Source organism: Roseateles sp. T103, from assembly GCF_057219915.1.
Map to the genome: position 1 here is coordinate 646,516 of NZ_JBXVVS010000001.1, position 24,335 is coordinate 670,850.

General features: G+C 68.6%; 23 protein-coding genes. 11 read left to right on the forward strand and 12 right to left on the reverse strand.

All coding sequences use genetic code 11. The annotated features are described in order from the left end of the window. The first annotated feature begins 3 nt into the window (after nucleotides 1–3). Nucleotides 4–1,473 carry a carotenoid oxygenase family protein gene (locus AC2EBS_RS02855; protein WP_484726865.1) on the forward strand — a complete coding sequence of 490 codons (1,470 nt, stop codon included), beginning with the start codon at nucleotides 4–6 and terminating at the stop codon, nucleotides 1,471–1,473. 71 nt (nucleotides 1,474–1,544) lie between these two features. After that, nucleotides 1,545–2,219, forward strand: coding sequence for a ribose-5-phosphate isomerase RpiA (gene rpiA / locus AC2EBS_RS02860; protein ID WP_484726866.1), 675 nt, complete (start codon nucleotides 1,545–1,547; stop codon nucleotides 2,217–2,219). A gap of 503 nt (nucleotides 2,220–2,722) precedes the next feature. On the opposite strand, the gene mnmC is transcribed toward rpiA, so the two are convergent. The 5 genes from mnmC to AC2EBS_RS02885 form a co-directional block, all read right to left on the reverse strand. Continuing rightward, nucleotides 2,723–4,642, reverse strand: coding sequence for a bifunctional tRNA (5-methylaminomethyl-2-thiouridine)(34)-methyltransferase MnmC2/FAD-dependent 5-carboxymethylaminomethyl-2-thiouridine(34) oxidoreductase MnmC1 (gene mnmC / locus AC2EBS_RS02865; protein WP_484726867.1), 1,920 nt, complete (start codon nucleotides 4,640–4,642; stop codon nucleotides 2,723–2,725). Further along, entirely contained in the window at nucleotides 4,639–5,940 is a 1,302-nt protein-coding gene (locus AC2EBS_RS02870) for an MgtC/SapB family protein (protein ID WP_484726868.1), read from the reverse strand. The genes mnmC and AC2EBS_RS02870 overlap by 4 nt, the downstream gene beginning before the upstream one ends. After that, nucleotides 5,940–7,301, reverse strand: coding sequence for an MBL fold metallo-hydrolase RNA specificity domain-containing protein (locus AC2EBS_RS02875; protein WP_484726869.1), 1,362 nt, complete (start codon nucleotides 7,299–7,301; stop codon nucleotides 5,940–5,942). Before AC2EBS_RS02875 ends, AC2EBS_RS02870 begins: the two co-directional genes overlap by 1 nt. After that, nucleotides 7,298–7,981, reverse strand: coding sequence for an NAD(P)H-binding protein (locus AC2EBS_RS02880; protein ID WP_484726870.1), 684 nt, complete (start codon nucleotides 7,979–7,981; stop codon nucleotides 7,298–7,300). The genes AC2EBS_RS02875 and AC2EBS_RS02880 overlap by 4 nt, the downstream gene beginning before the upstream one ends. 87 nt (nucleotides 7,982–8,068) lie before the next feature. Continuing rightward, on the reverse strand, nucleotides 8,069–9,559 hold the full coding sequence (locus AC2EBS_RS02885) for a DEAD/DEAH box helicase (RefSeq protein WP_484726871.1): 1,491 nt from the start codon (nucleotides 9,557–9,559) through the stop codon (nucleotides 8,069–8,071). 337 nt (nucleotides 9,560–9,896) lie between these two features. Here AC2EBS_RS02885 and ettA point away from each other — a divergent pair, with 337 nt between their 5' ends. The 4 genes from ettA to AC2EBS_RS02905 all read left to right on the forward strand — a co-directional run bounded on the left by ettA (nucleotide 9,897) and on the right by AC2EBS_RS02905 (nucleotide 14,560). Next, on the forward strand, nucleotides 9,897–11,561 hold the full coding sequence (gene ettA, locus AC2EBS_RS02890; RefSeq protein WP_484726872.1) for an energy-dependent translational throttle protein EttA: 1,665 nt from the start codon (nucleotides 9,897–9,899) through the stop codon (nucleotides 11,559–11,561). A 147-nt stretch (nucleotides 11,562–11,708) separates the two neighbouring features. Beyond that, a complete protein-coding gene (locus AC2EBS_RS02895) occupies nucleotides 11,709–12,227 on the forward strand; it encodes a Spy/CpxP family protein refolding chaperone (protein ID WP_484726873.1) in 519 nt (172 codons plus the stop codon). Nucleotides 12,228–12,318: 91 nt separating this feature from the next. Next, the gene (locus AC2EBS_RS02900) at nucleotides 12,319–13,035 is read left to right on the forward strand and encodes a response regulator (protein ID WP_484726874.1); all 717 of its coding nucleotides are present in this window, start codon (nucleotides 12,319–12,321) and stop codon (nucleotides 13,033–13,035) included. Between the two features lie 28 nt (nucleotides 13,036–13,063). Then, nucleotides 13,064–14,560 carry a sensor histidine kinase gene (locus tag AC2EBS_RS02905; RefSeq protein WP_484726875.1) on the forward strand — a complete coding sequence of 499 codons (1,497 nt, stop codon included), beginning with the start codon at nucleotides 13,064–13,066 and terminating at the stop codon, nucleotides 14,558–14,560. Between the two features lie 33 nt (nucleotides 14,561–14,593). On the opposite strand, the gene AC2EBS_RS02910 is transcribed toward AC2EBS_RS02905, so the two are convergent. Genes AC2EBS_RS02910 through trpS form a run of 3 tightly spaced genes read right to left on the reverse strand, consistent with a single transcriptional unit; the run spans nucleotide 14,594 to nucleotide 17,408 of the window. Then, nucleotides 14,594–15,982 carry an MATE family efflux transporter gene (locus AC2EBS_RS02910; RefSeq protein WP_484726876.1) on the reverse strand — a complete coding sequence of 463 codons (1,389 nt, stop codon included), beginning with the start codon at nucleotides 15,980–15,982 and terminating at the stop codon, nucleotides 14,594–14,596. Then, a complete protein-coding gene (locus AC2EBS_RS02915; RefSeq protein ID WP_484726877.1) occupies nucleotides 15,979–16,410 on the reverse strand; it encodes a DUF3717 domain-containing protein in 432 nt (143 codons plus the stop codon). The genes AC2EBS_RS02910 and AC2EBS_RS02915 overlap by 4 nt, the downstream gene beginning before the upstream one ends. 5 nt (nucleotides 16,411–16,415) lie before the next feature. Continuing rightward, nucleotides 16,416–17,408, reverse strand: a complete 993-nt coding sequence (gene trpS, locus AC2EBS_RS02920) for a tryptophan--tRNA ligase (RefSeq protein WP_484727550.1) — start codon at nucleotides 17,406–17,408, stop codon at nucleotides 16,416–16,418. Between the two features lie 99 nt (nucleotides 17,409–17,507). On the opposite strand from trpS, the gene purN reads away from it, so the two are divergent. After that, on the forward strand, nucleotides 17,508–18,143 hold the full coding sequence (gene purN, locus AC2EBS_RS02925) for a phosphoribosylglycinamide formyltransferase (RefSeq protein WP_484726878.1): 636 nt from the start codon (nucleotides 17,508–17,510) through the stop codon (nucleotides 18,141–18,143). Here the strand turns inward: purN and AC2EBS_RS02930 are convergent. Further along, complete coding sequence (locus AC2EBS_RS02930; RefSeq protein WP_484726879.1) at nucleotides 18,130–18,402, reverse strand: DUF1653 domain-containing protein; 273 nt, start codon at nucleotides 18,400–18,402, stop codon at nucleotides 18,130–18,132. The genes purN and AC2EBS_RS02930 overlap by 14 nt on opposite strands. A 38-nt stretch (nucleotides 18,403–18,440) precedes the next feature. On the opposite strand from AC2EBS_RS02930, the gene AC2EBS_RS02935 reads away from it, so the two are divergent. From AC2EBS_RS02935 to AC2EBS_RS02945, 3 genes are all read left to right on the forward strand, one after another. After that, nucleotides 18,441–19,703: an RsmB/NOP family class I SAM-dependent RNA methyltransferase gene (locus AC2EBS_RS02935; protein WP_484726880.1), complete on the forward strand. Its 1,263-nt coding sequence runs from the start codon at nucleotides 18,441–18,443 to the stop codon at nucleotides 19,701–19,703. A 104-nt stretch (nucleotides 19,704–19,807) separates the two neighbouring features. Next, nucleotides 19,808–21,031, forward strand: a complete 1,224-nt coding sequence (locus AC2EBS_RS02940) for a DesA family fatty acid desaturase (RefSeq protein ID WP_484726881.1) — start codon at nucleotides 19,808–19,810, stop codon at nucleotides 21,029–21,031. Between the two features lie 124 nt (nucleotides 21,032–21,155). Continuing rightward, nucleotides 21,156–21,695, forward strand: coding sequence for a DUF3016 domain-containing protein (locus AC2EBS_RS02945; RefSeq protein ID WP_484726882.1), 540 nt, complete (start codon nucleotides 21,156–21,158; stop codon nucleotides 21,693–21,695). Nucleotides 21,696–21,797: 102 nt separating this feature from the next. Here the strand turns inward: AC2EBS_RS02945 and rpmG are convergent, their stop codons facing one another. The 3 genes from rpmG to trxB form a co-directional block, all read right to left on the reverse strand. After that, complete coding sequence (gene rpmG, locus AC2EBS_RS02950) at nucleotides 21,798–21,968, reverse strand: 50S ribosomal protein L33 (RefSeq protein ID WP_058934741.1); 171 nt, start codon at nucleotides 21,966–21,968, stop codon at nucleotides 21,798–21,800. Between the two features lie 21 nt (nucleotides 21,969–21,989). Next, on the reverse strand, nucleotides 21,990–22,223 hold the full coding sequence (rpmB, locus tag AC2EBS_RS02955) for a 50S ribosomal protein L28 (protein ID WP_022979438.1): 234 nt from the start codon (nucleotides 22,221–22,223) through the stop codon (nucleotides 21,990–21,992). Between the two features lie 205 nt (nucleotides 22,224–22,428). Beyond that, nucleotides 22,429–23,388: a thioredoxin-disulfide reductase gene (gene trxB, locus AC2EBS_RS02960; protein ID WP_484726883.1), complete on the reverse strand. Its 960-nt coding sequence runs from the start codon at nucleotides 23,386–23,388 to the stop codon at nucleotides 22,429–22,431. A gap of 192 nt (nucleotides 23,389–23,580) precedes the next feature. On the opposite strand from trxB, the gene AC2EBS_RS02965 reads away from it, so the two are divergent. Continuing rightward, nucleotides 23,581–24,246, forward strand: coding sequence for a Crp/Fnr family transcriptional regulator (locus AC2EBS_RS02965; RefSeq protein ID WP_484726884.1), 666 nt, complete (start codon nucleotides 23,581–23,583; stop codon nucleotides 24,244–24,246). The last annotated feature ends 89 nt before the right edge of the window (nucleotides 24,247–24,335 follow it).

Genomic DNA, 24,335 nt, shown 5'->3' on the forward strand with positions numbered 1-24,335 from the left:
GCCATGCATAGACGTGAATTGCTGGCGGCCGGACTCGGCGCCCTGCTGGGCGCGCCCGCCTTGTCCGCCGCCCCGACGGGCTTCGCGGCGGCTGCGCCGGAGCTGGCGCCGCTGGCGGGCTGGGACGGTACAGATCGCGAGGCCGCCGCGCTGACGATCGAGGGCCGCCTGCCGCAAGGGCTGCGCGGCGTCTACTACCGCAACGGGCCGGGTCTGATGGAGCGCGCCGGTCGCCGCTACGAGCACTGGTTCGACGGCGACGGCCTGCTGCAGGCCTGGCATTTCGAAGATGGCGGCGTGCGCCACCAGGCGCGCTTCGTCAACACGCTCAAGTTCCGCGCCGAGCAGCAGGCCGGCCGATTCCTGCTGCCCACGCTGGGCACGGCGATCAAGCCGGAGCTGCCGATCCGCGGCGCGGACAGCCTGAACACCGCCAACACCAGCGTGATGCGGCTCGATGGCAGGCTGTACGCGTTGTGGGAGGGGGGCAGCGCCTACGAGCTGGACCCGCAGAACCTGCAGACGCGTGGCCCCAAGGCCTGGGCGCCGGATCTGCAGGGCATGCCCTTCTCGGCGCATCCCAAGGTGGAGCCGGACGGCACGCTGTGGAACTTCGGCACCATGAACGGCCGGCTGGTGGTCTACCAGATCTCGCCGCGCGGCCAGCTGCTGCGGCATGCGGTGCTGAAACTGCCGGTGCCGGCGATGGTGCATGACTTCGTGGTGTCGCAGCGCCATCTGATCTTCCTGCTGCCGCCGCTGAGTCTGGACATGCAGGCAGTCCGCGCAGGCCAGAGCATGGCGCAGGCGATGCGCTGGCAGGCTGGCGAGGGGACGCGCGTACTGGTAACAGACAAGGCCGACTTCCAGCAGCTGCGCATCTTCGAGATGCCCGCGACGATGGTGTTCCACTTCGGCAATGCCTGGGATGAGGGCGACGAGATCCACCTGGACTATGTGCGCTCTCAGCCGATGACCGACTTCAATGCCAGCGCCGGCGAGTTGATGCGTGGCATCAGGCCGCAGGAGCGTGGCTCGACGCCTGCGCTGCTGCATCTGTCGCTGTCCAGCGGTCGCCTGCGTCAGGACAGCCGGGATGAAGCGGTGGAGTTTCCGGTGGTCGACCCGCGCGTCGTGGCGCAGCGGCATCGGCAGGTCTTCTACACGCACGCCAGCGCGCTGGCAACGCGTTGGGGCGCCGATGCGCTGATGCGCCTGGACCTGGACAGCGGCCGCCGCGAACGCTTCGTGTTCGGCGCCAATGTGGTGGTGGAGGAGCATGTGCTGGTGCCCAAGCCCGGCAGCCGGCGCGAAGGCGAGGGTTGGCTGGTAGGCATGGGCTACGACCTGCGCCGCCGTCAGAGCTTTGCCAGCGTATTCGATGCTGAGGCCTTGAGCGCCGGACCCATGGCGCGGGTCTGGTTGCCGTACTGGGTGCCTTACGGCTTTCACGGCAAGTTCTACGCTGCCTGAGCCGGGTCAGAGGCCGGGCGGGACAGGGATAATGCGGCGCATCTCCTGTCTGCATCTCCTGCCTGCGAACCATGAACAAGCCCCTCACCCAAGACGAACTCAAGGCCCTGGTCGGCCAGGCTGCGCTGCAGTATGTGCAGCCGGGCTCCATCGTGGGCGTGGGCACCGGCTCGACGGTGGACAAGTTCATCGACGCGCTGGCCGCCAGCGACCGCGCCATCGCTGGCGCGGTGTCGAGTTCGGTGCGCTCGACCGAGCGCATGAAGGCGCTGGGCATCCGCATCCTCGAGGCTTCCGAGGTGACGAGCCTGCCGGTCTATATCGACGGTGCCGACGAGATCGACCACCAGGGCCACATGATCAAGGGCGGCGGCGCCGCGCTGACGCGCGAGAAGATCGTCGCCGACCTGGCCGAGCGTTTTGTCTGCATCGCCGACGAATCGAAGCTGGTGCAGACGCTGGGCAAGTTCCCTCTGCCTGTCGAAGTGATCCCGATGGCCGCCGCGCAGGTGGCGCGCCGCTTCGCCGCGATGGGCGTGGACGCCAAGCTGCGCGAGGGCGTGGTGACCGACAACGGGTGCGCCATCCTCGACGTGCGCGGTCTTGCCATCAGCGACCCCAAGGCCTTCGAAGCCGATGTGAACCAGTGGCCCGGCGTGGTGACCGTGGGCGTGTTCGCGCGCAACCGTGCCAGCGTGTGCTTGCTGGGCACGGCGGGTGAGGTGAAGACGCTGAGCTTCGACTGAGATCTCTTTTTGTGCTGACCTGGCGGCATGCCAAGGTCAGCGCGTGGTGGCGGCTCGGCCCGCTGCCGGGCTCATGCTGCGCGGGTCGGCCCTGCGGGCCGACTGCCCTCGGTGCTCGCTGCGCGGGCCGGGGGCGCAGAACTCGCTACGCTCACCTGCGGTTCGCTGCGCTCGAACAACCGCGCCCAGTTAGATGTTGAAGCGCGCTGCGCGCGCCGGCCCACTCCGCTGCGCTCTCGGCCGCGCAGAAATCGCCCGGCAGCGGGCCGAGCCGCCGCCAGGCACTGTGGTGGCAGGCCACGAGTTCGTGCCAGCGCTCGGCGTCTCGGGCACTGCGGCCCGGGCAGCTGCCGGGTGAATGTGCGGCGCTGAGCAGCGCAGGGGAGTCGGACCGCAGGGCCGACCGCCGAACCTGAACCCGGCGACTGCCCGGGCCGCAGTGCCGCACTCCACCATCAGCACGACCGGTGTTCTTCACCGGTCACGCGCCCGCGAGGAGGTACCTAACGCCGCCGCTGCGCCAACGCAAATCGCGCCGGTGCGATGGCGTCCAGCAGGCCGGCCTCCAACGGCACCGGCGCGCCGCTGAGGCGGCTGGCCAGCACCTGGCCGCACAGCGCCGCCCAGCCGATGCCGCGCGAGGCCAGGCCGGTGCAGACCGCCAGCCCCGGCAGCTCGGGCCACAGCCGTACCTGGTCCTGGCGGCCATGATGCTCAGACACAGGCAGCCCGCCAACCAGCGGCAGCCGGTCCGGCGCCAGCAACCGCCAGCCCACCCGGCCGGCCAAGGGCGCGTCGGCGATGGCTGCATCGATGCCGGCCAGCGCGCGGTACTGCGCCAGATTGGCCGCGTGATCGCTGTCGCGCAGCGTCGCGTCGAGGTCGCCTTCCTGCGCCGTCGCGCCGCACCACAGGCCGCCCTGGCCATCGGCGATCGCATAGCCGGCGCCGGCCACTGGCAGCGTCGGCACTGGCCAGCCCAGACCGGCGGGGATGTGGGCAATCTGCCCGCGCTGCGGCTGCAGTGGCCAAGATGGGATGGCTGTGCGCAGCGAGGCCAGCAGCGCGGGTGTGTCGCGGCCGGCGGCCAGCACCAGCGCATCGGCGCTGGCGATCGTCCGGCCCTCGGCATCCAGCACCGACCAGGCCTCACCGTCCCGGCGCAAGGCCGCGACGGTGTGACCGCTCAGCAGCGGCGTGGCGCCGAGCAGCGCACGCACATAGGCCTGGGGCGGCAGCGCACCGCCGCCGGGGTAGAACCAGGCCGGCTGCGCCAGCGGCAGGCCGCAGCGTGCGGCGGCCTCGCTCGCATCGAGCGCCTGCACATAGTCTGGTGGCAGGCCCAGCCTGACGAGAAGCGTCCGCATCTCATCCATCCCGTAGCGGGTCTCCAGCCGCAGCAGGCCGCGCTGCAGCCAGGGCAGGGCGGGGCCCAAGGTCTGCAGCTGGCGCTCGGTCGCTAGCGCGGCGGCGCGGTTGAAGCGCGCATGCAGGCCGTCGTCAGGATTCAGCGTGCCGTGGAAGAGTCCGCCGGGGTTGCCCGAGCCGGCCTGCGCGGGGCCAGGTCTTGCCTCCAGCACGCGGCAGGCGATGCCCTGCTCGCGCAGCGCATGGGCGCAGGCTGCGCCGGCCAAGCCGGCGCCGACGATCAGCACCTCGCGCGCCTGCGGCGCCAGCGCCAGCCGGCCGGCAGGGCGCTCGGTCGCGTGGCGCGGGCGGAACTCGGCCACACACATCTGTCCCTTGCTGGCGAAGCCAGGCACGCGTTGCACCTCGAAGCCCGCCGCCGCCAGGCCGTCACGCACGCCGCGCGCCACGCTCCAGGTCGCTGCGGTGGCGCCCGGCGCCGCCAGGCGGGCCAGGCGCTTGAGCGTGTAGGCATCCCACATCTCCGGGTTCTTCGCCGGTGCGAAGCCGTCGAGGTAGACCGCATCGACCTCGGCGACCAGCTCGGCCAGCCAATCGCGCACATCGCCCAGCGCCAGCAGCAGCTGCACGCGGCCGCCTTCGAAGACGAGCCGGTGCAGATTGGGCGTCAGCGCCGGCCAGGCCTGCACCAGCTGCGCGGCCAGCGCCGGCTCGGGCGAGGCGGCATGGGCGCGCGCGAGATCGGCGCGCGTCGGCGGATGCTTTTCGATGCTGATGAAGAAGAGTCGCTCGCTGCGCTGAGCATCCTCACGCCAGGCCGCCCAGCTGGCGAGGAAGTTGTTGCCCAGCCCGAAGCCGGTCTCGAGGATCACGAAGCGCGCGCGGCCGCGCCAGCGCTCGGGCAGGCGGTTGCCGCCGAGGAAGACATGGCGGGCCTGCGCGAAGGCGCCGGCGCGTGCGTGATAGACGTCGCCGAAGTCCGGCGCCGATGGCGGTGCATCCGGGCCCGGGCCGTCGAAGGCGATGCGGGCCGGGACGATGGGCGCAGTCTTCATCCCGCCAGTCGTGCCAGCAGCAGCCAGCTGAGCGCGCCGCCGAGCAGCAGCGGCAGCGCCAGCGCCGGGATGACGTAGCGAGCGAAGCCCCAGCCGCCCGAGACTACCGCGGTGATGCTGCGCGTGATGCTGTTGCAGCCGATCGCGAGCATCAGGCCGAGCAGGGCCTGGCCGCGGCTGATCTGGCCGGCGGCCTGCAGGCCGGCCAGCGAGGCGATCGGCGAGTGCGCGTCGGCGAAGGCCGCGATCGCCACCGCGCCGTAAAGGCCCGAGGCGCCGAAGTGCTCGCGCGCCCAGCTGACCACGATGGCCACCGCGCTGAGCATCAGCGACAGGATCAGCGCCTCGCGCAGCCGCAGCGGACCTTGACGCTGGCCATCGCTGCCGCTGGCCGCGGCTTCGCCGTCGGCCTCCAGGCGCCGCGAGCGCCGGGCCAGCAGCAGGCCCATGCCGCCGCACAGCGCAATGCCCAGCGCCGCGACCGGCAACGCCAGCATCGCGGCCTGAGGCGCCATCGCGAACAGCATCAAGATCGCCTGCAGCCAGGTGGCGCAGGTCGACATCACCGCGCCGGAAGCACAGGCCAGACTCAGGCCGGGCATCGCACGCGCGCGCGTGCCCATCGACGCGATGGTGGCGGTGCTCGATACCAAGCCGGAGAGCAGGCCCGACAAGGCCAGGCCGGCCTGCGCACCGGCCAGGCGCAGCGCGATATGGCCCACCGCCTGCAAGGCGAGCAGCAGCAGCATCAGGCCCATCAGCGAATGCGCCTTCATGCCGGCCAGCCAGGGCAACGGGTCCTTGGGCATCAGCGGCATCACCACAAGCGCCAGCGCGCCGAGCAGCAGGCCGTCGTGCAGCTCTTCCTCGCGCAGCACGTCGGTGGCGAAGCGGTGCAGCCGCGTGCGCGCGGCCAGCAGCGCGGTCATGACCACGGCGGCGGGCGCGCCGAGCAGCGGCGCGGTGATGCACAGCACGCCGATCAGGTAGGTGACCAGCAGCGCGATCTCGGTGGTCAGGCCCGGATCGCGGTCGCGGCTGCGCGCATAGGCGATCGCGGCCAGCGCGGTGATCGCCAGCGCGCCCACCGCGACCAAGCCCGGCACATTGAGCGCCTGTGCCAGCGCGCCGCTCATCGAAGCCAGCGTGAAGGTGCGCAGCCCGGCCGGCTCGCGGTGCTGGCCGCGGCGCTTGTGGCGCTCGCGCTCCAGACCGATCAGCAGGCCGCTGCCCAAGGCGGCAGCCAGCCCGGTGATCAGCTCGCCGGAAACGCCGAAGGCAGTGCTGAGCCCGCTCATCACAGCGCCACGCTCTCCCCGTGCTGCGGCACGCGCACGCGCCAGCCCAGCTCGTCCTGGATGCGGCAGCGCAGCGCGTCGCTGGCGTCGGGCTCGCCGTGCACGACGAAGACCTGCTCCGGCTGCTTCTTGAAGCTGCGCATCCAGGCCAGCAGCCCGTCGGCATCGGCATGGCCGGAGAAGCCTTCCAGATGGCTGACCTGTGCGTTGACCGGCACGAAGGCGCCGCGCATCTTGATCTCGCGCGCACCGGCGATCATCTTCGCGCCGCGGCTACCGCCGACCTGGAAGCCGGGGAAGACGATGTGGTGGCGCTCGCCCGGTGCCAGTGTCTTCAGGTAGTTCAGCACCCGGCCGCCGGTGGCCATGCCGCTGGCCGAGATGATCACCGCAGGCCGGCTGATTGCGCGCGTCGCCGCTTTCAGCGAATCGGCCGGCTTGCTGACGATCTGCACATCGTCGCAGAGCGTTGCCACCTCGCTGGCACTGACGCGCAGCAGGCGCCGGTAGTGGCCGAGGATCTCGGTGGCCTCGCTGGCCATCGGGCTGTCCAGGATGATGGGCAGATCCATAGGGATCTCGCCCGCGCTGCGCAGGCGCTGCAGCACCAGCAGCAGCGCCTGGGCGCGACCCACCGCAAAGCTGGGCAGCAGCACGCTGCCGCCACGCTTGATGGTCGTGCGGATGATCTGGCCCAGGTGCGCCTGCACGTCCTCGGCGGGATGCAGGCGGTTGCCGTAGGTCGATTCGACAATCAGGATGTCGGCGCCTTCGACCGGCTGAGGCGGCGGCATCAGCAGGTCGTTGTCGCGGCCGATGTCGCCGGAGAACACCACGGTCCTGCCCTCGGCGGTCACGCTGATGGAGCTGGCACCAAGGAGATGGCCGGCCGGCGTGAAGCGGATCTCGCTCTTGCCCAGCTTGAGTCGGCCATCGCGCGGCAGACCGACGAAGTGCTGCAGCGCCTTCTTGGCGTCCTTGGCGGTGTACAGCGGCAGTGCCTTCTCATGGCGCGAGGTGTGGTCGCGGTTGGCGCGGCGCGCGTCTTCCTCCTGCAGCTTGGCACTGTCCATCAGCAGCACCTCGCAGAGGGCGCGCGTCGCCGGCGTCGAGTAGATCTGTCCGCGAAAGCCCTGGCGCACCAGCGCCGGGATGTAGCCGCTGTGGTCCAGGTGCGCGTGCGAGAGCAGCACGGCGTCGACGCTTTGCGGCGCCACGCCCAGGCCGCTCCAGTTGCGCTCGCGCAGCACCTTGTAGCCCTGGAACAGGCCGCAGTCGAGCAGCAGGCGCTGCTGACCGATATCGAGCAGGTGGCGCGAGCCGGTGACGGCATCGGCGGCGCCGAGGAAGGTGAGTTTCATGAGGCTCCCAGTGTTTGCATCTGTGCGGATTCGAGCACGCAGACTGCGCCCGTGTCTTGACCGATGGCAAGACGCATCGCCCGCGCCACCCGCTCGGCGGCGATCGGTCGCCAGCGTGCCGGGATCAGCGGCGACAGCGGCAGGCTCAGGCGCAGCGCCCAGGACTCGCCGGGCCGGCCCGGCTGGCCGAGCGCGGCGCGGTCGCCGCTGAGCAGCGAGGGCCGCGCCAGCACGAGGCGTGCGAAGCCAAGCGCGCGCAGCGCCTGCTCGGTCTCGCCCTTGACGCGGTTGTAGAAGACGGTGGAGCCGGCGTCGGCACCCAACGCCGACACGACGGCGCAAGACCTGGCCCCGGCGGCGCGCGCCGTCCGCGCGACGTTCAGCACCGCGTCGAAGTCGACGGCGCGGAAGGCCTGCTGCGAGCCTGCTTGCGCCATCGTGCTGCCCAGTGCAATGAACACCTGCGCGGGCGCCGGCAGCTCGCCCGTGCCGAGGTCGGCACGGCTGAAATCGACCCGGTGGCAATGCAAGCGTGGCGAGTCCGGCAGCCCGGCGGGCGCTGCGCGGCGCAGCAGCACATGGAGTTCCACCTCCGGCTGGGCGAGCAGTTGCCGGATCAGCTCGCCGCCGACCAGGCCGGTGGCGCCTGCCAGCCAGACGATCACTGTGTCTTTGCTCATGCGCAGCATGCTAAGCGAGAACGAACAAGGCCCGGCGTTAGCCGGGCCTTGCTTGTCGGCACGTCGTGCCGCGGCTGCGCTGTGGCTTCAGCGCTTGGGCTGGGTCAGGCGCGGGCCGTTGTTGTGCCGCGGGGCGCCGCCGTCGTGGCGCGGGCCGTTGGCATGGCCGGTGTTGCCGCCCGGGCGCGGATGGTTGCCCTGGGGTTGCTGGGCCTTCTTGGCTGCCGGCTGCTGGGCACGGCCCTGGCCGCTGCCCTGGCCCTGCTGCGGGCGACCCTGGCCGCCACCCTGGCCTTGGCGTTGGCCACCGCCACCTCCATGTCCACCGGGACGACCGCCCCGACCACCACCGCCGCCGCCAGGCGCGCGGCCGCGACTGCCGTTGGGGTTGAGCACCATGCGGCCCAGCACGATGGGCTCGGGCTTCTCGTTGGGATCGGGTGCATAGCCGGGCACGATTTCCTTGGGGATCTCGCGCTTGATCAGCTTCTCGATGTCGCGCAGGAACAGGTTCTCGTCCACGCAGACCAGCGACACCGCCTCGCCCTGGGCGCCGGCGCGGCCGGTGCGGCCGATGCGGTGCACATAGTCCTCGGGCACGTTGGGCAGCTCGAAGTTGACGACGTGGGGCAGCTGGTCGATGTCGATGCCGCGGGCCGCGATGTCAGTCGCTACCAGCACTTGCAGCGTGCCGGCCTTGAACTCGGACAGCGCCTTGGTGCGCGCGCCCTGGCTCTTGTTGCCGTGGATGGCCATCGCGCTGATGCCCTGGTCGTTCAGGTAATCGGCCAGGCGGTTGGCGCCATGCTTCATGCGCGTGAACACCAGCACCTGGTGCCAGTCGCCGCTCTTGATCAGATGGGCGAGCAGCTCCTTCTTCTTCTCGCGCGCCACCGGGTGGATCTTCTGCGCGATCGCATCGTTGGTCTGGTTGCGACGCGCCACCTCAATCAGCGCCGGCTGGTTCAGCAGCCGGTCGGCCAGGGCCTTGATGTCGTCGCTGAAGGTGGCGGAGAACAGCAGGTTCTGCCGCTTGGGCGGCAGCACGGCCAGCACTTTCTTGATGTCGTGGATGAAGCCCATGTCCAGCATGCGGTCGGCTTCGTCGAGCACCAGGATTTCGACCTTGGACAGGTCCAGCGTGCCCTGCTGGTGGTGGTCGAGCAGGCGGCCGGGCGTGGCCACCAGGATGTCGACGCCGTCGCGCAGGCGGTTGATCTGCGGCTGCATGCCGACGCCGCCGAACATGACCATGCTGGTCAGCGGCAGGTACTTGCCGTAGGTCTTGACGCTTTCCTCGACCTGGGCGGCGAGTTCGCGGGTGGGGGTCAGCACCAGCGCGCGCACCATGGCCTTGCCGCGCGCGTTGCGCACCGGCTGGCCTTCGCTGAGGCGATGCAGCATCGGCAGCGTGAAGCCGGCGGTCTTGCCGGTGCCGGTCTGGGCGCCGGCGAGCAGGTCGCCGCCCTTGAGGACGGCGGGAATTGCTTGGTTTTGGATGGGAGTCGGCGTGGTGTAGCCGGCGTCGGCGATGGCCTTGAGAAGCGGGGCGGCCAGGCCCAGGGATTCAAATGTCATTGACTGCTTGTTGTGCACGTCGCGCTTGAGTGCAGGGCCGCGCTGTACAGGGTGTGCAGCGCCAGTCGTCGGGCCGGCTGTTGGGAGCGTGCAGGGCTCTGGAAAAAACAAACGCCGCGGAAGACTGGTGGTCCGCAGCGTTGGTGCGCATTATAGGCTCAGCCTTGCTGAAGGCGCTGCCGGCAGCGCGATGGGCCGGCTCGGCGCGAAACTGCGACAATACAAACCTTCGCGTCCCGCCAAGGGGCGCATGCGGGCCGAGGCCGATCGTGATGATCCCAGGGCCGGCAACGCTCCCCCCAAGACTCGCAAAGCTAACCGCAGGAACAGCCCCGCCATGGCGCAATACGTCTTCTCGATGAACCGTGTCAACAAGACGGTTCCCCCCAAACGCCACATCCTCAAGGACATCTCGCTGTCCTTCTTCCCCGGCGCCAAGATCGGCGTGCTGGGCCTGAACGGTTCCGGCAAGTCCACGCTGCTGAAGATCATGGCTGGCGTCGACAAGGAGTTCGAGGGCGAGGCCGTGCCCATGCCGGGCATCAAGATCGGCTACCTGGAGCAGGAGCCCAAGCTCGACCCCGAGCAGACCGTGCGTGAGGCGGTCGAGGAAGGCATCGGCGGCGTGCTGGCGGCCAAGAAGCGCCTGGACGAGGTCTATGCCGAGTATGCCGAGCCGGATGCCGACTTCGACAAGCTGGCTGCCGAGCAGGCCGAGCTGGAAGCGATCATCGCCGCGGCCGGCTCCGAGAACACCGACCTGCAGCTGGAGCTGGCGGCCGACGCGCTGAACCTGCCGCCCTGGGACGCCAAGATCGAGCACCTCTCCGGTGGTGAGAAGCGCCGCGTGGCGCTGTGCCGCCTGCTGCTGAGCAAGCCCGACATGCTGCTGCTCGACGAGCCGACCAACCACCTGGACGCCGAGAGCGTGCACTGGCTGGAGCAGTTCCTGCAGCGCTTCCCCGGTACCGTGGTGGCGATCACCCACGACCGCTACTTCCTGGACAACGCGGCCGAGTGGATTCTCGAGCTGGACCGTGGCCACGGCATTCCCTGGAAGGGCAACTACTCCGACTGGCTGGACCAGAAGGAGCGCCGCCTGGAGCAGGAGCAGAAGAGCGAAGACGCGCGCATGAAGGCGATGAAGGAGGAGCTCAAGTGGGTGCGCTCCAACGCCAAGGGCCGTCAGGCCAAGAGCAAGGCGCGTCTGGCCCGCTTCGAGGAGCTCTCCGACGTCGACTACCAGAAGCGCAACGAGACCAACGAGATCTTCATCCCGGTGGCCGAGCGTCTGGGCAACGAGGTGATCGAGTTCAAGAACGTCACCAAGAGCTTCGGCGACCGCGTGCTGATCGAGGATCTGAGCTTCCGCGTGCCGCCCGGCGCCATTGTCGGCATCATCGGCCCCAACGGCGCCGGCAAGTCCACGCTGTTCCGCATGATCCAGGGCACCGAGACTCCGGATAGCGGCGAGGTGGTCATCGGCAAGACCGCCAAGCTGGCCTTCGTGGATCAGAGCCGCGCCAGCCTGGACGGCAGCAAGACCGTCTGGGAGGACGTGTCCGGCGGCCTGGACAACATCGTCGTCGGCAAGTTCGTCATGCCCAGCCGCGCCTACATCGGCCGCTTCAACTTCAAGGGCAACGACCAGCAGAAGCTGGTGGGCAACCTCTCCGGCGGTGAGCGCGGCCGTCTGCACCTGGCCAAGACTCTGGCCCAGGGCGGCAATGTGCTGATGCTCGACGAGCCGTCCAACGACCTCGACGTCGAAACCCTGCGCGCGCTGGAAGAGGCGCTGCTGGAGTTCGGCGGCAGCGCGATGGTGATCTCGCACGATCGCTGGTTCCTGGACCGCATCTGTACCCACATCCTCGCCTTCGAAGGCGATGCCAAGTGGGTGTTCTTCGACGGCAACTTCACCGAGTACGAGGCCGACAAGGTCAAGCGTCTCGGTGAGGAAGGCGCCCGCCCCAAGCGCGCGCGCTTCAAGTCGATCAAGTAAGTCCGTCCTGCATCGGGTGCAGCATTAGCAAGGGGCCTGCGGGCCCCTTGCGTCTTGTTGCCGCTTCACAGTTCTTTACGCCGCCGGCATCGCTGCGCAACGGCCTGGGCCGACCATCTGCACACCCCGATGTAACAGGAGTGCGAGATGAACAAGCTGCGTTTGATGAAGTGGGTCAAGGCGGCAGCCCTGGCCGTGCCGCTGGCGCTGGGCGCCGGCGTCGCTGTGCACGCGATGCCCGGTGGGCATGGCGGCCCTGGCCATCCGAACCATGGCGGCCCCGGCTACGGGCCGGCGCCTATGGCGGGGCGGATGCTCGATGCGGTGGACGCCAGCGAGACCCAGCGCAAGCAGATCCGCGCGATCATGGATGCGGCCTTCACTGAGCTCAAGCCGCAGCACGATGCGCTGCGGCAGCTGCACCAGGACAGCCGCAAGCTGTTCACGGCGGCGACCATCGACACCGCCGCCATCGAGGCCAAGCGGCAGCAGATGCAGGCCCAGCATGACGCGATCAGCAAGCGCATGAGCCGGGCCATGGTCGACGCAGCCCAGGTGCTGAGCCCCGAGCAGCGCGCCAAGCTGGCTGAACGCATGGCCAAACGCGATGCGCGCCGCGCTGAGCGCATGAAGGACCGCGGCCCGGCAGGCAGCGGCGGCCAGTAAGGACTCGGGCTCGCTTATGCTTGCTCCGCCCCCGCTGACGAGCCAGGCGCGCCGCGCTGCCCTGTGCAGCGATCGCGCCCGGTCTGCCCCCATGAGTCAACAACGCCTGCTGCTGATCGACGACGATGCCCGCCTGACCGGCATGCTGTCCGACTATCTGCGTGCGGCCGGCTTCGATGTCGAGGTTGCTGGCACGCTGGCTCAGGGCCGCCAGGCCCTGGAGGCCCGTGTGCCCGACCTGCTGGTGCTCGATCTGATGCTGCCCGATGGCGATGGCCTGGACTTCTGCCGCATGCTGCGTCGCCAGCCTCGACTGCGCCGCCTGCCGGTGCTGATGCTGTCGGCGCGCGGCGAGCCGATGGACCGCATCCTGGGTCTGGAGCTCGGCGCCGACGACTACCTGGCCAAGCCTTTCGAGCCGCGCGAGCTGCAGGCCCGCGTGAAGGCGCTGCTGCGCCGCAGCGGCCCTGACGAGCAGGGCGACGATGTGCTGCGTTTCGGCCGGCTGGAGATCGATCTGGCGGCTCGCGTGGCGCGCCTGGACGGCAGGCCCTGCGAGCTGACCAGCCACCAGTTCGACCTGCTGGTGGTGCTGGCGCAGAGCCCGGGCCGGGTGCTGACGCGCGACCAGATCATGGACTCCCTCAAGGGCCATCCGCTCGATGCCTTCGACCGCTCGATCGACGTGCATGTGTCGCGCATCCGCGCAGTGATCGAGGACGATCCCAAGAGTCCCCGACGCGTGCTGACCGTGCGCGGCGTCGGCTACGTGTTCGCGCGCAAGCAGGACGCCGACGGCGACAGCTGAGTCTTTGCCGCTGTCCGGAAAGCCCGCATTGAAAAGCCTTTACCTGCGCATCTATCTGACGCTGGTGGCGCTGCTGCTGGCGTTTGCCTTTGGCGCCGCCTGGCTGTTCCAGCGCCAGATCGAGCAGGAGCGCGGCAATTTCGACGCCGCCGCCAATGAGCGGCTTGTCGCGATGGCGGTGCTGATCCAGCGCGCGCTGCCGGCGGCCGATGCGCCGCGCGAGCAGCAGGCCGCAGCGCTGGAGGACTGGGGCCAAAGGCTGCGCATGCCTATCGAACTGCGGGACAGCGGCGACGAACGCATCGCTGCCTCGTCCTTCTTCGAGCGCTACGAAGACGCGCCCGGCGTGCGCCGCAGCAGCGTTGCCCTCGGCGATGGGCGTAGCCTGGTGATGCTGCGTCTGCCACGGCCGTTCGGTCCGGGCCGCGAGCGCCGCGGACCGCCGCCCGAGCCGGCCGGCGAGCGGCCGCCCGGCCTGCCAGCCGGACCGGATGGTGCCGGTCCGCCGCCAGGCCCGCATCCCGGCGGCCCGGCCGAGTTCCATGCCCGGCGCGACGCCGGTACAGAGATGGCCCCGCCGCTGGCACGTGGTGGTCCGCCTGGGGAGCGCGAGCCGCGCAGCTGGTGGAACACTTTTGGTGCTGCGCTGCCGCCTGGCCAGATTCTGGTGCTGCTGCTGGTGCTGCTCTTTCTTGCCGTCGCGATCGCCGCCTACCCGGTGGTGCGCCGCCTGACGCGGAGGCTGGAGCACCTGAAGCAGGGCGTCGAGCAGTTCGGTTCCGGCCAGCTCGATCTGCGCGTGGTCGACGAGGGCCGCGACGAGGTCGGGGCGCTGGCGCGCAGCTTCAACAGCGCGGCCGCGCGCATCGAGGAACTGGTGCGCTCGCACCGCAGCCTGCTGGCCAATGCCAGCCACGAGCTGCGCTCGCCGCTGGCGCGCCTGAAGATGGCCTTCGCCATGCTTGACGATGCAGCGCCGGAGCGGCGCGAGCAGCTCAGGCGCGAGATCGTCACCAACATCGCCGAGCTCGACGCACTGGTCGAGGAAGTGCTGCTGGCCAGCCGCCTGGAGGCCGGCGCGCAGCCCGCTGCGCAGGAGCGAGTGGACCTGCTCGGACTGGCCGCCGAAGAGGCGGTGCGCTGCGGCGCAGAGCTGCAGACACAGGGCGGCGCGGACAGCTTCGTCGCGCGGGGCGACGAGCGCCTGCTGCGCCGCGCGCTGCGCAATCTGCTCGAGAACGCCAGACGCTACGGCGGCGACGAGGTGCTGCTCGAGTTGCGTCGCGGCGATGCGGCGCGCATCGAGATACGCGTCTGCGACCGCGGTCCGGGCGTGCCGGAGGACATGCGCGAGCGCATCTTCGAGCCGTTCTTCCGCCTGCCCGGCCACGCGGAGCGGGCCGGCGGCGTCGGCCTGGGCCTGAGCCTGGTCAAGCAGATCGCCGAGCGGCATGAGGGCCGCGTCGTCTGCGAGTCGCGGGCAGACGGGGGGTCCTGCTTCGTGCTCAGCCTGCCGGCCGCCTGAAGGCGAGCTGACGGCGGGCTGTCTTTGCGGCGTTCAGCTGCGCTCGCCGGCCTCCTGGCGATGCACCCAGGCCAGCAGCGCCCACAGCGCCAGTGCCGAGATCGTCAGGCCGGCGGAGGCCGCGACCCAGAAGCCGCCTGCGCCACGCAGCTCGGCCGGTACCCAGGGCGCGCCGCTGTAGGCGAGGTGATAGCCGCCGCCCAGGCCCACCCCCCAGATCGCCAGCGCGTAGACCAGCATCGGCAGCGTGGCGATGTGATGGGCGCGCAGCACAGCAGCAGCCACGGTCTGCACCGCGTCGGCGGTGTGGAAGATCCATAACCAGAGCAGCAGCGGCAGCGCCGCAGCGATGATGGCCGCGTCATGCGTGTACAGGCCCAGCACCTGTTCGCGCAGCAGGAAGATTGCGCCGGCCAGCGTGGCCGAGGCGATCAGGCCGATCTCCGTGCCATGGCGGCCCAGCCGGCGCGCGTCGTCCCAGTGGCGCGCGCCCAGGCTCTGCGCCACCAGCGTCGCCGTGGCATTGCCCAGCGCCATCGGCAGCATGAACATCAGCGCGGCCAGGTTCACCGCCAGCTGGTGGCCGGCCACCACGGTGGCGCCCAGGCGCGCGATGAAGATGGCCATGAAGGTGAAGCCGGTCACCTCGATCAGGATGGACAGGCCCATGGGTACGCCCAGGCGCAGCTGGCGCCGGATGATGTCCCAACGTGGCCTATGCAGACCGCCCTGTTGCAGGCCGAAGGGCGCATAGAAGGCGTCGCGGCGCAGCAGCAGCCAGCCCAGCAGCACCTGGCCCCACATCACCAGCGTCGTAGCCAGCGCGGCGCCGGTGGCGCCCAGCGACGGAACCGCGGGCAGGCCGGCCGGCAGCGCGAAGCCCTGGATCAGCAGCGCGCTCAGCGGCACCTTGGCGGCCAGGCCGCCGACCTGCAGCGCCATGATCACCTTGGGCCGCGAGACCGCGGTATTGAAGCCGCGGATCGCTGCGAAGACCAGCGCTGCCGGCAGGCCCAGCGCCAGCATGTGCAGATAACCGCGCACGCGCTGCTCGACGTCCGGCGTGGTCTGGGCCAGCGCCAGGAAGGGCTCGGGCCAGAGCAGGAAGATCTCGCCGACGAGGGTCAGCGCCAGCGCCAGCCAGATCGCCTGATGCAGCTGGTCGCCGGCCTCGGGCAGCTTCTTCGCGCCGTAGAGCTGGCCGGCCATCGGGCCGACCGCGATCACCACGCCCATCAGGCCGACGAACACCGTCATGTAGCAGGCGGCGCCGACCGCGAGCGCGGCGAGGTCCAGCGCCGAATGGCGCGCCAGCAGTATGGTGTCCACGGTGGAGAAAGCCAGCACCGCGATCTGGCCCACGAACACCGGCCAGGCCTGAGGTGCGATACGGCGCAGGCTGTCGAGCAGGCCCGGGCTCATGCCAGCGGCTCCGGCGGAGTCGCGTTGCCCAGCGCGCGCTCGGCATAGCGGTTGAAGCGCCAGGCCGTGCCTTCCAGCGTGATGCGCCGCCAGGTGGCACGCTTCTCCGCCGGCGTCAGCACCGGCCAGTGCTGCACCTCGTCGAAGGTTCGGCCGCAGCCCTTGCAGACCTCGTCGCCCTGGCTGGTCGAGCAGATCGCGATGCAGGGCGCGTCAGGCGTGCTCGCATACCAGGCCAGCCAGGCGTCCTTGGCGGCGGCGGGCATGCGGTCTTCGTCGCACTCGCTGTCGCGGTGGTAGATCAGCAGTGCATAGACCTCGGCGAGCGCCTGCACCTCGGCGCAGGCCGACAGGCCGTCCGCCGAGGGCTTGCGCGCGCGCCACCAGTTGATGGCCGCCTCGATGTCGGTGATGTGGATGCCGGCCATTCAGATCAATAGCTCAGGCCCATGGCGCCGCGGAATTCGCGCAGGGTCTTGCGCGCCACCGCGCGGGCGCGTTCAGTGCCGACCTCGACGATCCAGTGCACCTGCTTGGGATTGGCCAGGTACTGGTCGGCGCGTTCGCGCCAGCCGGCCTGCTCGCGCTGGATCGCGTCGATCAGCGGCTGCTTGCAGTCCAGGCAGCCGATGCCGGCGCTGCGGCAACCCTGGGCGGCCCATGTACGCGTGGCCTCGTCGCTGTAGAGCTGGTGCAGAGGCCAGACCGGGCAGTGCGAAGGTTCGCCGGGGTCGCCGCGGCGCGCGCGCTGCGGGTCGGTGGGCATGGCGCGGATCTTCTGCTCGGTGGCCGCCGGCTCGTCGCGCATCGCGATCGCGTTGCCGTGGCTCTTGCTCATCTTCTGGCCATCGAGGCCGGCCAGGCGCGAGGTTTCGCTGAGCAGGGCCTGGGGCTCGACCAGCAGCGGCTGCGCAGCGCTGTAGAGATGGTTGAAGCGGCGCGCCACTTCGCGCGTGACTTCCACATGCGCCTGCTGGTCTTCACCGACCGGCACCAGCGCGGCCTTGTAGAGCAGGATGTCGGCAGCCTGCAGCAGCGGATAGCCCAGCATGCCGTAGGTGGCGCTGTCCGGCGACTTCGCTGACAGATCCTTGAAGCTGGGAATGCGCTCTAGCCAGCTCAGCGGCGTGCTCATCGCCAGCAGCGTGAACAGCTCGGCATGCTCGGGCATGCGGCTCTGGATGAACAGGGTGCTGCGCTCCGGGTCTATGCCTGCGGCCAGCCAGTCCACCACCATGTCGTAGACATGGCGCTCCAGCGTGGCGCGGTCCGGGCGGCTGGTGGTCAGCGCATGCCAGTCGGCGACGAAGAAGAAGCAGTCGTGCGTGTCCTGCAGGCGCAGCCAGTTCTTCAGCGCGCCGTGGTAGTGGCCCAGGTGCAGCGCGCCCGTGGGGCGCATGCCCGAGAGGACGCGGGGGGCGGGCAGGGCAGGGGTGGAATCGGTGCTCATCGTGGGCGGCTGGGCTGAGCGGCGCATTGTAGGGAGGGCGCTCGAGGAGGGCCGGGGGGCTACACTGCCGGCCCTATGAAACGCATCGTGATCCTGATCTCCGGCCGTGGTTCGAATATGGAGGCCATCGTCAAGTCCTGCCAGGCTGAGGGCTGGCCGGCGCGCATCGCCGCGGTGATCAGCAACCGGCCCGATGCCGCCGGCTTGAAGTTCGCCGCCGCGCACGGCATTGCCGCCGAGGTGGTGGATCACAAGGCCTTCGCGAGCCGCGAGGATTTCGACGCGGCGCTGGCCCGCGCGATCGACGCCCATGCGCCGGATCTGGTGGTGATGGCTGGCTTCATGCGCATCGTCGGCAGCGCCTTCACCGCGCGCTACGAAGGGCGCATGCTCAACATCCACCCCTCGTTGCTGCCGGCCTTTCCTGGCCTGCACACGCACGAGAAGGCGATCGCGATGGGCTGCCAGCTGGCCGGCGCGACGGTGCACTTCGTCACCGCGCAGCTGGACCACGGACCCATCGTCGCGCAGGCGGTGGTACCGGTGCTGCCGGGCGACGACGCCGATGTGCTGGCGGCGCGCGTGCTCGTGCAGGAGCACCGCATGTATCCGCGCGCGGTGCGCTGGTTCGTCGAGGGCAAGGTCGAGCTGCTGGCCGATGGCCGCGTGCGCCAGACTGAGGGCGAGACGCAGCTGTTCAGCGGTCTTTGACGGCCGCGCTGTCGTCGCCGGCCAGCGGCGTGAAGCGCGGCTGCGCGATGCCGTCCACCAGCACGGTCTCGAAGAACATCGCGTGCGGCCGCACCCACAGGCCGCTGGTCTGGTAGAGCGGGCGATACAGCACCAGTGGCTCCAGCGTCTCGCTGTGGCGGGCCACGCCGATTACCTCGTACTCGCCGCCCTTGTAGTGGCGGTAGCGGCCCAGTGGTGTGTCGGGCAACTCGGGCAGGTCGCTGTCTGAGTCGTTCATGGCAAGGCTCGTCTGGGTGGGCAGGGATAATCGAGGGCATGCATGCTAATGCCCTTCTCGATCTGAGCTGCGAGCTCCTGCGCGCCGTGCTCAAGTTTGACGCCCCGGCCGACGGCCTCGTCTCCTCCTTCTTCCGCAAGCACAAGGCCCTGGGCCAGCGCGAGCGCCATGCGCTGGCTGAAACCGCCTATGCGGTGCTGCGCCAGCGTCTGCTGTTCCAGCATCTGGCTCAGTCGGGCAGCGGCCCGATGGAGCGCCGCCTGGCGCTGCTCGCCTGGCAGGGCAGCATGGACTTCCTGCGCCAGGCGCTGAGCAAGCAGGAGCAGCAGTGGCTGGACGAGATCGCCACCATCGACCGCAGCACGTTGGCGCCGAAGCTGCGCCACAACTTGCCGGACTGGCTGGCCGAGCCGCTGCTGGCGCGCCTGGGTGAGCAGGAGTTCTGGGCCCTGGCCCAGGCGATGAACGAGGCAGCGCCGCTGGACCTGCGCGTCAATACCTTCAAGGCCAAGCGCGAGGAGGTGCAGGCGGCGCTGAAGGCCAGTGGCATCGAGGCCGAGCCCACGCCGTATTCGCCTATCGGTCTGCGCGTGCAGGGCAAGCCCGGACTGTCCAAGCAGGAGGTCTTCACCAGCGGTGCCGTCGAGGTGCAAGACGAGGGCAGCCAGCTGCTGGCGCTGTTGCTCGATGCCAAGCGCAGCGAGATGGTGGTGGACTTCTGCGCCGGTGCCGGCGGCAAGACCCTCGCTCTCGGTGCGGCGATGCGCAATACCGGACGGCTCTACGCCTTCGACGTCTCGGGCTACCGGCTGGATAAGCTCAAGCCGCGGCTGGCGCGGAGCGGTCTGTCCAACGTGTACCCGGCGCAGATCGCGCATGAGCGCGACGAGCGCATCAAGCGCCTGGCCGGCAAGATCGACCGCGTGCTGGTCGACGCGCCGTGCTCGGGTCTGGGCACTTTGCGTCGCAATCCGGACTTGAAATGGCGGCAATCGCCGCAAGCTGTGTCCGAGTTGCAGTCCAAGCAGGCAGCGATCCTGGAAAGTGCGGCGCGCCTGGTCAAGCCGGGCGGCCGGCTGGTCTATGCGACCTGCAGCCTGCTGGACGCCGAGAACGAGGGCATCGCCGAAGCCTTCGGCGCCCAGCACAAGGATTTCGTCGCCGTGCCGGCGCAGGAAGCGCTGGAGCGTGCCCATGTGGCCCGGGCCGGCGAACTCTGCGAAAACGGCTATCTGCGGCTGTGGCCGCATCGTCACCAGACCGACGGCTTCTTCGCCGCGGTCTGGGAGCGGCGCGCCTGACCCTTGTCTGAGGGAATGGCCCGAGGTGGCAGACAGCGTGTCGCCTACAATTCAGGGACATTGATCAACCCGCATCGAGCTCTGGTGAGCAAGGTCCGTACCGAATGAATCTTTTGACGACTCTGCGCGATGCGCTGGTGCAGTGGCTGGGCCACGGCCTTCTCGATGCGAGCTGGTGGCAGGTCCTTGCCTACACGCTGGTGATGACCCATATCACTATCGCGGCGGTGACGATCTTCCTGCACCGCTGCCAGGCCCACCGCGCACTGGACCTCGGGCCTATCCCTTCGCACTTCTTCCGGCTCTGGCTGTGGCTCACCACCGGCATGGTGACCAAGGAGTGGGTGGCCATCCATCGCAAGCACCACGCCAAGTGCGAGACGGTCGATGATCCGCACAGCCCGCAGACCCGCGGCATCAAGACGGTGCTGCTGCAGGGGGCTGAACTCTACCGCGCCGAGGCCAAGAATCAGGAAACCCTGTCGCGCTTCAGCCATGGCGTGCCGGACGACTGGATCGAGCGCAATCTCTACAGCCGCTACAGCTGGCAGGGCGTGGGCCTGATGCTGATCGTCAATCTGGCGCTTTTCGGTGCCATCGGCGCCACGATCTGGGCTGTGCAGATGCTGTGGATCCCGATCTGGGCCGCCGGCGTCGTCAACGGCATCGGTCACTACTGGGGCTATCGCAATTTCGAGGCGCAGGATGCTTCGACCAATATCTCGCCCTGGGGCATCATCATCGGCGGCGAGGAGCTGCACAACAACCACCACACCTATCCGACCTCCGCCAAGTTCTCGGTCAAGCCCTATGAGTTCGATATTGGCTGGGGCTATATCCGCGCGATGGAGATGATCGGCTGGGCCAAGGTGCGCAAGACAGCGCCCAAGCTGCGCGAGGGCGAGGTCAAGCTGGCTGCGGACAAGTCCACGCTGGAGGCCATCATCGCCAATCGCTACGAGGTGATGGCGAACTATGGTCGTGGGCTGAAGCGCGCCTGCTCCGCCGAGCTGGACCGGCTCAAGGCCCAAGGCAAGCAGCACAGCGCCCAGTGGCAGCAGTTCAAGCTGGCCAAGCGGTGGGTGCACCGTGACCAGGACCGCATCCCGAGCGCCTACCAGCAGGACATCGCTCAGGTGCGCGCGGCCAGTCCGGCGCTGGATAAGCTGCTGAGCATGCGCGAGGAACTGCGTCAGCTGTGGACGCGCACCAATGTGTCGATGGAGCAACTGGTTGCCGATCTGCAGGGCTGGTGCCAGCGGGCCGAAGAGAGCGGCATTGCTGAGTTGCGTGCTTTCTCGATGCAACTGCGTGCGGCGCGGGTCTGATTCGGACGCAGTTCACTCGCATCGTTTCGCTAGGGTAAAGGCGCCGCATCGCGGCGCCTTTTTTAATGGCGAGCTCCGTATACTGAGTTGGAGTTAGAGGTTCCGTACCTATGAGGAGCTCTTCATGGCAGTGACTGGCAATGGGATGTCGGGCAGTGGTCCTGCTGCCAAGGCGCGGAAGATGGGCATGGCCGCTTGCTTCGCGCTGATCGGTCTGGCGGCGACTGCACATGCGGCTGGCGCTGAGCAGGTGGAAGTGCGCTTCATCCAGCCTGAGCGCTTCACCGATGCCGAGGAGTCGGAGCGAGATCGCGAGCGGGCGTTGGGTGAGTTGAGCGCCCATCTGAAGCGGCAGGCCGCCAAGCGCCTCGCCCAAGGGCAGAGCCTGCTTGTCGAAGTCCGCGATGTCGACCTGGCGGGATCCATCGAGCCTGTCGGACGCTCGATGCAGCGGGTTCGTATCCTGCGGAACGTGACCTGGCCGCGGATGAAGCTGCACTTTGTGCTGAAGTCCGGCAGCGAGGTATTTCGCGAGGGTGATGCGGAACTCAGCCGCGTGGCATACCTCGACAGCGTGATGCCGTATTTCGACAGCGAGGCCTACCGCTACGAAAAGGTGATGCTGGACGACTGGCTGATGAGCGAATTCCCGAGCCAGCGCTGAGCGGGTCTCGGCGATACACCGAGCGGCAAGGACAGACAAAAAAAGGCCCGTCATCGACGGGCCTTTCTTGTCTGAGTGGCATGCGCGCCAAGCGCGCCGAGCTCACTTCAGCTTGGTTTCCTTGTACAGCACGTGCTTGCGCGCCTTGGGATCGAACTTCATGAATTCGAGCTTTTCGGGCGTCGTCTTCTTGTTCTTGTTGGTCGTGTAGAAGTGACCGGTGCCGGCAGTCGATTCCAGCTTGATCTTTTCGCGTCCGCCTTTGGATGCCATGGTGTCGCTCCTTGTCTGTGATTAGGCTTGGCCGCGCGCGCGCAGGTCAGCCAGAACGGCGTCGATGCCCTTCTTGTCGATCAGGCGCAGGGCAGCATTGCTGATGCGCAGGCGGACCCAGCGGTTCTCGCTCTCGACCCAGAAACGACGGTATTGCAGGTTCGGCAGGAACCGGCGCTTGGTTTTGTTGTTGGCGTGGGAAACGTTGTTCCCGACCATGGGCTTCTTGCCCGTGACTTCGCAGACGCGTGCCATGTGGACACTCCGATTTGTCATACAGCCAAGCACTTGATTGATCCTTGTGGATCCGATCAGCCACTTGGCCTCACCTCGCCATAGGGTGGCGGTAACCCGTTCTTGCTGGAAGATGTCCCCGGCGCAGCACGAGATCTGCGCAGCGGTTTGCAAGAAAGCCCGCAAGTATAGCCGATCGGCCGTCCTCCGGCCAGCGGCATAGGGCTCAGCGCTCTTCCTGTTCCAGGAAGCGCTGCGCATCCAGCGCGGCCATGCAGCCGGTGCCGGCGCTGGTGATGGCCTGGCGGTAGACATGGTCCTGCACATCGCCGGCGGCGAAGATGCCTGGCACGCTGGTCATCGTCGCGAAGCCATTGAGGCCGCTCCTGGTGACGATGTAGCCGTCCTTCATCTCCAGTTGGCCCTTGAAGATGTCAGTGTTGGGCTGGTGGCCGATGGCGATGAAGCAGCCGTGCAGGGCGATGTCCTGCGTCGTGCCGTCCGTGGTGCTCTTGATGCGCACGCCGGTGACGCCGCTCTGGTCTCCTAGCACCTCGTCCAGCGTGCTGTGCAGATGCAGCTTGATCTTGCCGCTGGCGGCCTTCTCCATCAGCTTGTCGATCATGATGGGCTCGGCGCGGAACTTGTCGCGGCGATGGATCAGATGCACGGTGCTGGCGATGTTCGACAGGTAAAGCGCTTCCTCGACGGCAGTGTTGCCGCCGCCGACCACGCAGACTTCCTGACCGCGGTAGAAGAAGCCGTCACAGGTGGCGCAGCCGCTGACCCCGCGACCCATGAAGGCGGTCTCCGAGGGCAGGCCCAGGTACTTGGCTGAGGCACCGGTGGCGATGATCAGCGCATCGCAGGTGTAGACGCCGCTGTCGCCGGTCAGCGTGAAGGGGCGCTTGCTGAAGTCGACGCTGTTGATGTGGTCGAAGACGATGCTGGTGTTGAAACGTTCGGCATGCTGCTGGAATCGCTGCATCAGCTCAGGCCCTTGCACGCCCATCACGTCGGCCGGCCAGTTGTCGACTTCGGTGGTGGTCATCAGCTGGCCGCCCTGGGCCATGCCGGTGATCAGCGTGGGCTTGAGGTTGGCACGTGCGGCATAGATCGCAGCGGTGTAGCCGGCCGGGCCGGAGCCCAGGATCAACAACTGGTGATGGGTGGTGGTGAGGCTCATGAGGCAGGTCGGTGAGTTGCAGTCACGGCACAGATGCGCGTCCGGCGGGCAGGATACGGCCTAGACCCTATAGGAAAGCGTGACCTAGTTGGCACAATAGCCTGCATTCTAGGCACCGGCCTTACACCGCGCCGGCGTCGGGACAAGAAGTACAAGCTTGCAAACCGATCAGCAATCAGAGGAGTTCATTACATGGCGATGCTGTCCAATCTGGACCTGATCCGCAGGGTGCCGCTGTTTTCGCGCCTGACCACTGACCAGGCGCAGGCCATCGCGGATAGCGTCGTCAAGCGCCGCTTCAAGCGCGGTGAACTGATCGTCGAGCAGGGCACCAAGTCCAATGCGCTGTTCATCCTGCTCAACGGCCGGGCCCGCGTGCTGACTGCCGACAGCCGCGGCCGGGAAGTCATCCTGGCGGTGCTGCAGCCTGGCGACTACGTCGGCGAGATGAGCCTGATCGACAACGAGCCCCATTCGGCGACGGTGCGCGCCGAGGTCCAGACCGACATGCTGGTGTTGGGACGCAACGAGTTTGCCCGCTGCCTACCCGAGTCCTCCAGCCTGGCCTACGGCATCCTCCGTGGCCTGGTCGCGCGTCTGCGCAATGCCGACCGCCAGATCGAGTCCCTCGCCTTGTTGGACGTCTATGGTCGGGTGGCCCGCACGCTGCTGGACATGGCTGAGGAAGAGAAGGGCATCAAGATCATCCGCGGCAAGGTCTCGCGCCAGGACATGGCCAAGGTCGTCGGCGCCTCGCGCGAGATGGTCAGCCGCGTGATGAAGGACCTGGAAGAGCGCGGCGTCATCGAGACGCTGGAGAACGGCTCGGTGGTCATCAAGGAAAAGCTGCACGACTGATGGTGGCAGCCGGGCCTGTCCGGTCCGGTTCGCCAGAACTGTCAGCAGAGGTGACGGTGCAGCGCGAAGCCCGGGCATCCTGGGTCACA

What these genes read in the sequence shown, in the direction of transcription:
- mnmC (WP_484726867.1), bottom strand. Translation starts at nt 4,642, where the DNA reads ATGAAGACTGCGCCCATCGTCCCGGCCCGCATCGCCTTCGACGGCCCG.
- AC2EBS_RS02935 (WP_484726880.1), top strand. Translation starts at nt 18,441, where the DNA reads ATGCATGCTAATGCCCTTCTCGATCTGAGCTGCGAGCTCCTGCGCGCC.
- AC2EBS_RS02965 (WP_484726884.1), top strand. Translation starts at nt 23,581, where the DNA reads ATGGCGATGCTGTCCAATCTGGACCTGATCCGCAGGGTGCCGCTGTTT.
- rpiA (WP_484726866.1), top strand. Translation starts at nt 1,545, where the DNA reads ATGAACAAGCCCCTCACCCAAGACGAACTCAAGGCCCTGGTCGGCCAG.
- AC2EBS_RS02930 (WP_484726879.1), bottom strand. Translation starts at nt 18,402, where the DNA reads ATGAACGACTCAGACAGCGACCTGCCCGAGTTGCCCGACACACCACTG.
- AC2EBS_RS02855 (WP_484726865.1), top strand. Translation starts at nt 4, where the DNA reads ATGCATAGACGTGAATTGCTGGCGGCCGGACTCGGCGCCCTGCTGGGC.
- AC2EBS_RS02895 (WP_484726873.1), top strand. Translation starts at nt 11,709, where the DNA reads ATGAACAAGCTGCGTTTGATGAAGTGGGTCAAGGCGGCAGCCCTGGCC.
- purN (WP_484726878.1), top strand. Translation starts at nt 17,508, where the DNA reads ATGAAACGCATCGTGATCCTGATCTCCGGCCGTGGTTCGAATATGGAG.
- AC2EBS_RS02915 (WP_484726877.1), bottom strand. Translation starts at nt 16,410, where the DNA reads ATGGCCGGCATCCACATCACCGACATCGAGGCGGCCATCAACTGGTGG.
- trxB (WP_484726883.1), bottom strand. Translation starts at nt 23,388, where the DNA reads ATGAGCCTCACCACCACCCATCACCAGTTGTTGATCCTGGGCTCCGGC.
- rpmG (WP_058934741.1), bottom strand. Translation starts at nt 21,968, where the DNA reads ATGGCATCCAAAGGCGGACGCGAAAAGATCAAGCTGGAATCGACTGCC.
- AC2EBS_RS02940 (WP_484726881.1), top strand. Translation starts at nt 19,808, where the DNA reads ATGAATCTTTTGACGACTCTGCGCGATGCGCTGGTGCAGTGGCTGGGC.
- rpmB (WP_022979438.1), bottom strand. Translation starts at nt 22,223, where the DNA reads ATGGCACGCGTCTGCGAAGTCACGGGCAAGAAGCCCATGGTCGGGAAC.
- AC2EBS_RS02945 (WP_484726882.1), top strand. Translation starts at nt 21,156, where the DNA reads ATGGCAGTGACTGGCAATGGGATGTCGGGCAGTGGTCCTGCTGCCAAG.
- AC2EBS_RS02875 (WP_484726869.1), bottom strand. Translation starts at nt 7,301, where the DNA reads ATGAAACTCACCTTCCTCGGCGCCGCCGATGCCGTCACCGGCTCGCGC.
- AC2EBS_RS02870 (WP_484726868.1), bottom strand. Translation starts at nt 5,940, where the DNA reads ATGAGCGGGCTCAGCACTGCCTTCGGCGTTTCCGGCGAGCTGATCACC.
- AC2EBS_RS02885 (WP_484726871.1), bottom strand. Translation starts at nt 9,559, where the DNA reads ATGACATTTGAATCCCTGGGCCTGGCCGCCCCGCTTCTCAAGGCCATC.
- ettA (WP_484726872.1), top strand. Translation starts at nt 9,897, where the DNA reads ATGGCGCAATACGTCTTCTCGATGAACCGTGTCAACAAGACGGTTCCC.
- AC2EBS_RS02910 (WP_484726876.1), bottom strand. Translation starts at nt 15,982, where the DNA reads ATGAGCCCGGGCCTGCTCGACAGCCTGCGCCGTATCGCACCTCAGGCC.
- AC2EBS_RS02900 (WP_484726874.1), top strand. Translation starts at nt 12,319, where the DNA reads ATGAGTCAACAACGCCTGCTGCTGATCGACGACGATGCCCGCCTGACC.
- AC2EBS_RS02880 (WP_484726870.1), bottom strand. Translation starts at nt 7,981, where the DNA reads ATGAGCAAAGACACAGTGATCGTCTGGCTGGCAGGCGCCACCGGCCTG.